This is a genomic window from Bacillus oleivorans, assembly GCF_900207585.1.
GTDB classification, from domain to species: Bacteria; Bacillota; Bacilli; order Bacillales; family JC228; genus Bacillus_BF; species Bacillus_BF oleivorans.
On sequence record NZ_OAOP01000026.1, the window covers coordinates 1 to 1,234 of the forward strand.

Below are 1,234 nucleotides of genomic sequence, written 5' to 3' on the forward strand. Positions count from 1 at the left end.
AAACTCTCCATAAAAGTGTTTGATATAGCTCTTAAAAAAATAGAATTAACGTTGACGCTTTTCTTTGTTCAGTTTTCAAGGAACAATGAGTTACTTCTTATTTCCATGCGACGAGCTGAAGAACACTTCTTCGATTAGCTCTGACGCAGGGGCAAGATAATAATCTTATCACACGATTTAACGCGCGTCAATAATTTTCTTTAAAAGAAATCTATGATTTCTTTTAAACTTCTTCAATGAGCTCATAAAGCTATGATTCGAGATTAATTTGACGACAAATATTATCGTACCATACATAATAGTATTTGTCAATAATATTATGGTGGAGCCTAGCGGGATCGAACCGCTGACCTCCTGCGTGCAAAGCAGGCGCTCTCCCAGCTGAGCTAAGGCCCCAACTACTTATTATAATGGTCGGGAAGACAGGATTCGAACCTGCGACCCCTTGGTCCCAAACCAAGTGCTCTACCAAGCTGAGCTACTCCCCGTCAAGGAACAATGTTATTTAAATATAATTTATATTATGGCGCGCCCGACAGGAGTCGAACCCATAACCTTCTGATCCGTAGTCAGACGCTCTATCCAATTGAGCTACGGGCGCATAACAAATGCCGAGGGGGGGACTTGAACCCCCACGAAGGTCACCCTTCCCAGGATTTTAAGTCCTGTGCGTCTGCCGATTCCGCCACCCCGGCATAATTGGAGCGGAAGACGGGATTCGAACCCGCGACCCCCACCTTGGCAAGGTGGTGTTCTACCACTGAACTACTTCCGCAAAAATGCGGGTGAAGGGACTTGAACCCCCACGTCATAAAGACACTAGATCCTAAGTCTAGCGCGTCTGCCAATTCCGCCACACCCGCATAATTTAATTAAAATTAAGTGGTGAGCCATGCAGGACTCGAACCTGCGACCCTCTGATTAAAAGTCAGATGCTCTACCGACTGAGCTAATGGCTCATTATCTTTTACAAAAAAATGGTGCCGGCGAGAGGACTTGAACCCCCAACCTACTGATTACAAGTCAGTTGCTCTACCAATTGAGCTACACCGGCTTAAAAATGGTGGAGGATGACGGGATCGAACCGCCGACCCCCTGCTTGTAAGGCAGGTGCTCTCCCAGCTGAGCTAATCCTCCATTGCCTGGCAACGTCCTACTCTCACAGGGGGAGAGCCCCCAACTACCATCGGCGCTGAGAAGCTTAACTTCCGTGTTCGGGATGGGAACGGGTGTG

Annotated in this window: 9 tRNA genes and 1 rRNA gene; all 10 read right to left on the reverse strand. The window is 47.2% G+C overall.

The annotated features are described in order from the left end of the window. Nucleotides 1-320: 320 nt before the first annotated feature. Nucleotides 321-396 (reverse strand) — tRNA-Ala (locus CRO56_RS22475). A gap of 15 nt (nucleotides 397-411) precedes the next feature. Beyond that, nucleotides 412-488: transfer RNA gene (locus CRO56_RS22480), tRNA-Pro, on the reverse strand. Nucleotides 489-524: 36 nt separating this feature from the next. After that, nucleotides 525-601: transfer RNA gene (locus tag CRO56_RS22485), tRNA-Arg, on the reverse strand. A gap of 8 nt (nucleotides 602-609) precedes the next feature. Continuing rightward, a tRNA-Leu gene (locus CRO56_RS22490) sits at nucleotides 610-695 on the reverse strand. Nucleotides 696-700: 5 nt separating this feature from the next. Then, nucleotides 701-775 (reverse strand) — tRNA-Gly (locus tag CRO56_RS22495). A 5-nt stretch (nucleotides 776-780) separates the two neighbouring features. Continuing rightward, nucleotides 781-863, reverse strand: a tRNA-Leu gene (locus tag CRO56_RS22500). A 20-nt stretch (nucleotides 864-883) separates the two neighbouring features. Next, nucleotides 884-959 (reverse strand) — tRNA-Lys (locus tag CRO56_RS22505). Between the two features lie 19 nt (nucleotides 960-978). After that, nucleotides 979-1,054, reverse strand: a tRNA-Thr gene (locus CRO56_RS22510). Nucleotides 1,055-1,061: 7 nt separating this feature from the next. Continuing rightward, a tRNA-Val gene (locus CRO56_RS22515) sits at nucleotides 1,062-1,137 on the reverse strand. Between the two features lie 3 nt (nucleotides 1,138-1,140). Continuing rightward, a 5S ribosomal RNA gene (rrf, locus tag CRO56_RS22520) occupies nucleotides 1,141-1,234 on the reverse strand; the annotation flags it as partial.